Genomic DNA, 5,673 nt, shown 5'->3' with positions numbered 1-5,673 from the left:
AAGTTCGCTTCCTGCGTTCCGCAGGTGAACAGCACCTCGTCGGCGCTCCGGCCGTAGCGCTCGCCCACCTCGGCGCGGAACTCGGGGTCGCCGTTCGTCGGGATGACGTAGCCCAACTCGCCGGGGTTCAGGTCGAAGCGGTCGGCGTCGAGGCTCCGGATGCCGCTCTCGGCCAGCATGATGTCGGCCTCGTGCTCGTATTCTGCGAACCAGCGCTCCAAGCCGAAGGGTTCGATCTGCATACCGAGTCTTGGCGAGGAGGAGGGGAAAAGCTACGGAATGTGGCAGTTGGGGAGAGGGTGTTTTCGGAGACGGTCGGAGCGGAGTCGCGGTGGGCGTGGGCGACTCGTCTTGGTCGTGTACGACTCGTCGATTGCAATCGAACGCCGATCACCGTCGATTGCTTGTATCTGCAAGCAATAGCTGTATCCACCGTCGCTGGCAATTAAGTTCGTGCCAGATATTGGTAATCCAATCGGCTTCGACCTCGCGACCGTTCTCACCGGATCGGGGCTTACGCTCCTCCTGTCCGCGGCAATCTTGAAATACGGTGGCCAACTCCAGTACAGCACACCGAAACTATACGGAATCGGCGGCATCGTCCTCGTCGTGGTGGGTGTTCTGTTCGGTCTTTTCCTCGTACTGACCGGAAACCGCTGAGTTCCGGTCCCGCCGTTGTGGATTCGATTCGGCAGTCGTTCGGTAAAGCGGACGGTTCGATCTTCGGCACCGCTCGTCCCCATGGGATTGACGCCGTGAGTTCGACTCAGGGGATGTCGAGGTACTGATGGCGGCGATAGAGGTACAACAGGGCGAACGGGATACCGATGCCGAACCACATGGCGACACCGAGGAGGACGTATTCGGAACGGGGTTTCCACTCGGACACCGACGCGACGTACTTTCGGTCGAAGTGGATACCGATGGCGACGGCGGCGGGCGCAGTGAGTAACGCAAGCCCGAGAACGAACGTTATCGGAGCAGGGAGCGTCGAAACCGAGAGCGGCGGTTCGCTGTGGAGCACGAGTCCGGCAACCCCGAGTGCGACGGTGGCGACGGAAGCAGAAATCAAACCCGGCAACAGGAGTATCCACCAGTGGCTCTCGTGGTCGCTGGTGCTGGAGGGAGTGACGGTGGATGCCATTGTTCAATTAAATGAACAGAGTTTGCAAAAGGATTGTGGAACGAGTCGAACACGAATCGGTTTCCCTACTCCCCGTCCCGCTCCCGCAAGTTCTGTCGCGTGAACTGCGGCGTCGTTCGAATCCCGCGCCGCTTGCGGAACGAACGATAGAGCAGGAACGTGACGAACAGCGAAATCAGTCCGGCGACTGCGGCGGCGGGGAACGCCTCTGCGACGTACAACACCGCCGTCGTCAACCCGCCGAACGCGAGCAGGATGCCGTAGATGAGCCGTTTGGCCAGCAGGTCGAACACGTCGTTGTCGTCCTCGATGCTGACGCGGGCGTACAGGTCGTCACGATCGATCCTGTCCAACGCGCGCTCCAGTTTGGGCGGCGTCCGGACGAGCGACTGGGCCGACGCCTGTAGCTGATCGCTCGTCTCCGAGACGTACTGTTTGACGGACTCCTCGCGGTACCCCTCCTCGGTGAGGTACTCCGTCGCCACCGCGATGAAGTCGAAACCGGGATCGAGGGTGACACAGACGCCTTCCACGACCGTCGCCACCCGAAGCACGAGCGCGAGGTTCGACGGCAGTCGGAGCGGGAACTCGTAAATCGTGTCCTCGACCTGCGAGACGATCTGCTGGACGCGATAGGTCTCGATGTCCTCGCCGCGGGCGTCCTCGATGGCGAGTTCCATCACCTGTCCCATCGTCCTGCGGTCGGCTTCGGGGCTGAGGGTTCCCATCTCGATGAGCGCGTCGAGGATCCCTTCGATGTCCTGATTCGCCACCGCGATGTAGAACTCGACGATCTTGCGCTGGATGAAGTCGTCCACGTGCCCGCTCATGCCGAAGTCGTAGAAAATGATGCTGCCATCGTCCGTAACGGAGAGGTTACCGGGATGCGGGTCCGCATGGAACACGCCGTCCTGAATTATCATCTGGAGGTAGGCGCGCTGGAGGTTTACGGCGAGTTCGTGGCTGTCGAGTCCCTCCTCGTCCAGTTCGTCTATCCGGTTGATCTTCGTGCCACTGAGGAACTCCATCGTGAGGACGCGGGAACCGGAGTGGCTCTCGATGACGCGCGGGATGACGATATCGGGGTCGTCCTCGAAGTTCGCCCGAATCTCGTTCAGCATCGACGCCTCGCGGTCGTAATCCATCTCCTCCCGGATCGTCCGACCGAACTCGTCGGCGAGGTTTTCGAGCGAAAAGGCCCGTCCCTGGCCCAAAAACCGCATGAGAACGGGAAGCGACCAGCGAATGACTCGTAGGTCGGCCGCGACCAGGTCCTCGATGCCGGGGCGTCTGACCTTCACCGCGACGCGCTCGCCGTCGATCCGCGCGTCGTACACCTGCCCGAGGCTCGCACCGCTGATCGCGTCCGTGTCGAACTCCTCGAAGTTGTCCTCGACGGGGCCGAGTTCCGCTTCGAGGACGTTTTCGGCATCCTCCCACGGGGCGGGCGGGACTTCGTCTTGCAGTTTCGAAAGCTCGTCCACGTACTCCGGCGGGAGGACGTCGGGACGGCTCGACAGTAGTTGCCCGAGTTTGATGAACGTCGGACCGAGGGTCAAAAGCGAACTGAGAAGCGTATCCGCCCGCTCCCGTCGCATCTCGCTCGTCACCTGCCGCGACGACCCGAAGAACAGGAACCGATTCCGGTCGCGGGCATAGCTCACCAACAGCGGCAGGAACTGCCATGCGACGATAACGAACCGACGATATGCGCGGAGAAATACCAGTGTGACCACCCGCGCTTAACGGCTCGTAACCGGCACCGACTCCTCGGGAGCCGACGTCCGTTTCGGGAGCGTGATTTCGAGCACACCACGGGAAACCGTCGCTTCCGCACCCGAACCGGTCGCATCTGGCGGAAGCGGCAGTTCGGCATCGAGGAAGAGCGGACGTTCCTCGCTCAGGTAGTCGAACTCGATGGGAACGTCCTTCTCGCGCCGCGCTTCGATCTGGAGGCGGCCATTCGTCACGTCGATGTCGATAGTTTCCTCGGTGACGCCGGGCATGTCGAGGACGAGGAGGTACTCCCCGTCGCTCTCCAGTAGGTCTGCGAACACGGCATCCGGGAGTTCTCGCAACGCATCGCGCAGCGCTGACATAGTTGCGTCTTAGGACGCAGGGCCGAAAAAGGGTGCGGTCTTGGCGGTCGAATTACAGGCCGAGGACGAACGCACCGATGGCGAAAAACAGGACTCCGGCGACCACGTACGGGAGACCCTTCCACGCCGCACGCCGCGCTGCACCGCGTTCGTCCGTATCCGAGATGACGAACTTGGTGTCGCCGCCGGACCCGATGATGGTGTTCACCTCTCCGGCCTCGCTCCCCGCACTGGCGTCGTATCGCGCTTCGCCGAGGATATGAAGCGATTCGCCGATATCGAGGCGTCTCTCGATGTATTTTCGGTCCTTTCCGGTGTTCAACTCGAACAGTTTCGAGTCGAGGCTCTTCTCCTCCGACCCGACGTCCTCGTTTCGCCGGATGAACTCCCGTATCGGTTCGGGCGGTCGTTTCCCGCCGCGAACGTCGATGGAACGCTCGGCACTCAACCGAAAATCGGCCGAGCGGGGGTCGACGAGCGCGCTGGCCGTCCCGTCCTCGATGCGAAACGCCGTGAAGTTGTAGCCGCTGTCGATGGTCGTCCAACTACGCCCGTTCTTGGAGTTTCGTTCTTCCTTGACTTCGTACTCGTATGCCAGACACTCCGTCCCGGTAAACGGGGACGTGAGGGTGCCGCCCTGCACTTGCGCGGTTCCCTCCACTTAGACTGGCATTCCGTCGCCAAGCGACATCACGTCGCTCGGGTCGTTGGTCAGAATTCGATACGAGAGGAGGAGTTCGCGGCCACCGTACCACAACAGGGCACAGCCGAGAACCGCGGCAACGGCGACGATCAGCAGGGCGAGCGGTTGATCAGGGAGGGCTATGCCGAACCGTGTTGTCTACGAGACGATAAGTGTTCCCCGCTTCCTTTTTGCCCGCCGTCCCGAACGGGTTCATATGAGCGACCACCAACCGGACAGAAAGCAGTCCGGATTCAAGGAAACGACACGCGTGGCGGCGGCGCGTGAGCGACTACACGAAGTCGTCACCGGACACGACCGCACCGAATCCGTCCCGCTGCTCGACGCGGATGATCGGGTGCTCGCCGAGGAAATCGTCGCCCCGCGAAACGTCCCCCACTACTCGCAGGCCGCGATGGACGGCTACGCCGTCAGGGCAGAGGACACCTTCGGAGCGGGCGGCCGGTCGCCCGAAGTCCTCCGAAGAGCGGAGGAAATGGGTCCCAGCGCGGCAGTTCGGGTCCACACCGGGAGCGAAGTACCGGCGGGGGCGGACGCGATAGTGATGATAGAGCAAACGGACGAGTTCGGAACCGACGTCGAAGTGTTCGATGCCGTCGCGGAGGGCGAAAACGTCGCACCCGTCGGCGAGGATGTCGAGAGGGGACAGTCGCTCTACGAGCAGGGCCATCGTCTGCGGCCGTCCGACCTCGGCATGCTGAAATCCGTCGGCGTGCGCGAAGTGACCGTCTACGAACCGCCGCGGATCGCCGTGATTCCGACCGGCGAGGAACTCGTGCAAACCGACCCTGATCCGGGTGAAGTGGTCGAAACCAACGGCCTCACGGTTTCCCGGTTCGTGGAGCGGTGGGGTGGCGACGCGACGTATCACGACGTGGTGACCGACGACGAGACGGCGCTCCGCGAAGCGATCGAGTCGAACCTCGACCACGACATCGTCGTCACGACGGGGGGCTCGTCCGTGGGGAAGCGGGATCTGCTTCCGGAAGTCGTCGACTCCATCGGCGAAGTGATCGTCCACGGCGTCGCGCTGAAACCGGGCCACCCGGTCGCCCTCGGTATCATCGAGCACGACACGATGGCCAGTGGAAATTCTGAGAATTCGGAGGATTCCGACTCGGATGGCGAGGAAACCCCGATCGTGATGTTGCCGGGTTATCCGGTCGCCTGCATCATCAACGCCGTCCAGTTCGTCCGGCCCGCGCTGAAGTGGACGGGTAACCTGCCGCTCGATGATTTCCCGACGACGGATGCACGGCTCGAACGCAAGATTCGAAGCGAACCGGGCATCAGGTCGTTCGTTCGGGTGACGGTGAAGGAGGACGGGGAGGAGCGGTCGGCCACCCCGACGCGAGCGAGCGGTTCGGGCATCCTCTCCAGCGTCGCGCTGGCGGATGGATGGGTCGAAGTACCCGAGGAGCACGAGGGGATTCCCGCGGGAGAGACCGTCGCAGTCGGAAACTGGGAGTGGTCGGCATGATTTCAATCGGACGAACGTCCGATAGCGTCACACTCATCCCGGGGGGATTCGCGTGACCGATCGAAAGGAGTTCCGCGACCTCGCAGAACCCGAGGAGGCACACGAAGCGATAGCCTCGTTGGACCTCTCGGCGGATCCCGAACACGTCTCGCTCACCGAAGCACGCGGCAGGGTACTGGCCGAGCGACTCGACGCCGACCGCGACGTGCCGGGGTTCGACCGGGCGAGCATGGACGGCTTCGCGGTC

At 62.7% G+C, this 5,673-nt stretch carries 6 protein-coding genes and 2 pseudogenes; 3 read left to right on the top strand and 5 right to left on the bottom strand.

Features of this window, described 5'->3' with window-relative positions; all coding sequences use genetic code 11:
- Nucleotides 1–242, bottom strand: a pseudogene (locus tag WBV42_RS15540) (aminotransferase); the annotation flags it as partial.
- 211 nt (nt 243–453) lie between these two features.
- On the opposite strand from WBV42_RS15540, the gene WBV42_RS15535 reads away from it, so the two are divergent.
- Nucleotides 454–660 carry a hypothetical protein gene (locus WBV42_RS15535; RefSeq protein WP_423986823.1) on the top strand — a complete coding sequence of 69 codons (207 nt, stop codon included), beginning with the start codon at nt 454–456 and terminating at the stop codon, nt 658–660.
- A 106-nt stretch (nt 661–766) separates the two neighbouring features.
- On the opposite strand, the gene WBV42_RS15530 is transcribed toward WBV42_RS15535, so the two are convergent.
- From WBV42_RS15530 to WBV42_RS15515, 4 genes are all read right to left on the bottom strand, one after another.
- The gene (locus WBV42_RS15530; RefSeq protein WP_423986822.1) at nt 767–1,144 is read right to left on the bottom strand and encodes a hypothetical protein; all 378 of its coding nucleotides are present in this window, start codon (nt 1,142–1,144) and stop codon (nt 767–769) included.
- A 65-nt stretch (nt 1,145–1,209) separates the two neighbouring features.
- Nucleotides 1,210–2,880, bottom strand: coding sequence for an ABC1 kinase family protein (locus tag WBV42_RS15525; protein ID WP_423986821.1), 1,671 nt, complete (start codon nt 2,878–2,880; stop codon nt 1,210–1,212).
- A gap of 6 nt (nt 2,881–2,886) precedes the next feature.
- Complete coding sequence (locus WBV42_RS15520; RefSeq protein ID WP_066145412.1) at nt 2,887–3,243, bottom strand: Hsp20/alpha crystallin family protein; 357 nt, start codon at nt 3,241–3,243, stop codon at nt 2,887–2,889.
- A gap of 52 nt (nt 3,244–3,295) precedes the next feature.
- Complete coding sequence (locus WBV42_RS15515; protein WP_423986820.1) at nt 3,296–3,904, bottom strand: hypothetical protein; 609 nt, start codon at nt 3,902–3,904, stop codon at nt 3,296–3,298.
- Nucleotides 3,905–4,142: 238 nt separating this feature from the next.
- Here WBV42_RS15515 and glp point away from each other — a divergent pair, with 238 nt between their 5' ends.
- Nucleotides 4,143–5,426, top strand: coding sequence for a gephyrin-like molybdotransferase Glp (gene glp, locus WBV42_RS15510; RefSeq protein WP_423986819.1), 1,284 nt, complete (start codon nt 4,143–4,145; stop codon nt 5,424–5,426).
- Nucleotides 5,427–5,478: 52 nt separating this feature from the next.
- Nucleotides 5,479–5,673 (top strand): annotated as a pseudogene (locus tag WBV42_RS15505) (molybdopterin biosynthesis protein); the annotation flags it as partial.

Source organism: Haladaptatus sp., from assembly GCF_049589095.1.
In the GTDB taxonomy this organism is placed as follows: Archaea; Halobacteriota; Halobacteria; order Halobacteriales; family Haladaptataceae; genus Haladaptatus.
The sequence above is the reverse complement of the archived record's forward strand: the minus strand, read 5'-3'. Positions and strand labels throughout refer to the sequence as shown.

Coding starts and splice junctions, on each gene's coding strand:
- WBV42_RS15530 (WP_423986822.1), bottom strand. CDS start 1,144: ATGGCATCCACCGTCACTCCCTCCAGCACCAGCGACCACGAGAGCCAC.
- glp (WP_423986819.1), top strand. CDS start 4,143: ATGAGCGACCACCAACCGGACAGAAAGCAGTCCGGATTCAAGGAAACG.
- WBV42_RS15520 (WP_066145412.1), bottom strand. CDS start 3,243: ATGTCAGCGCTGCGCGATGCGTTGCGAGAACTCCCGGATGCCGTGTTC.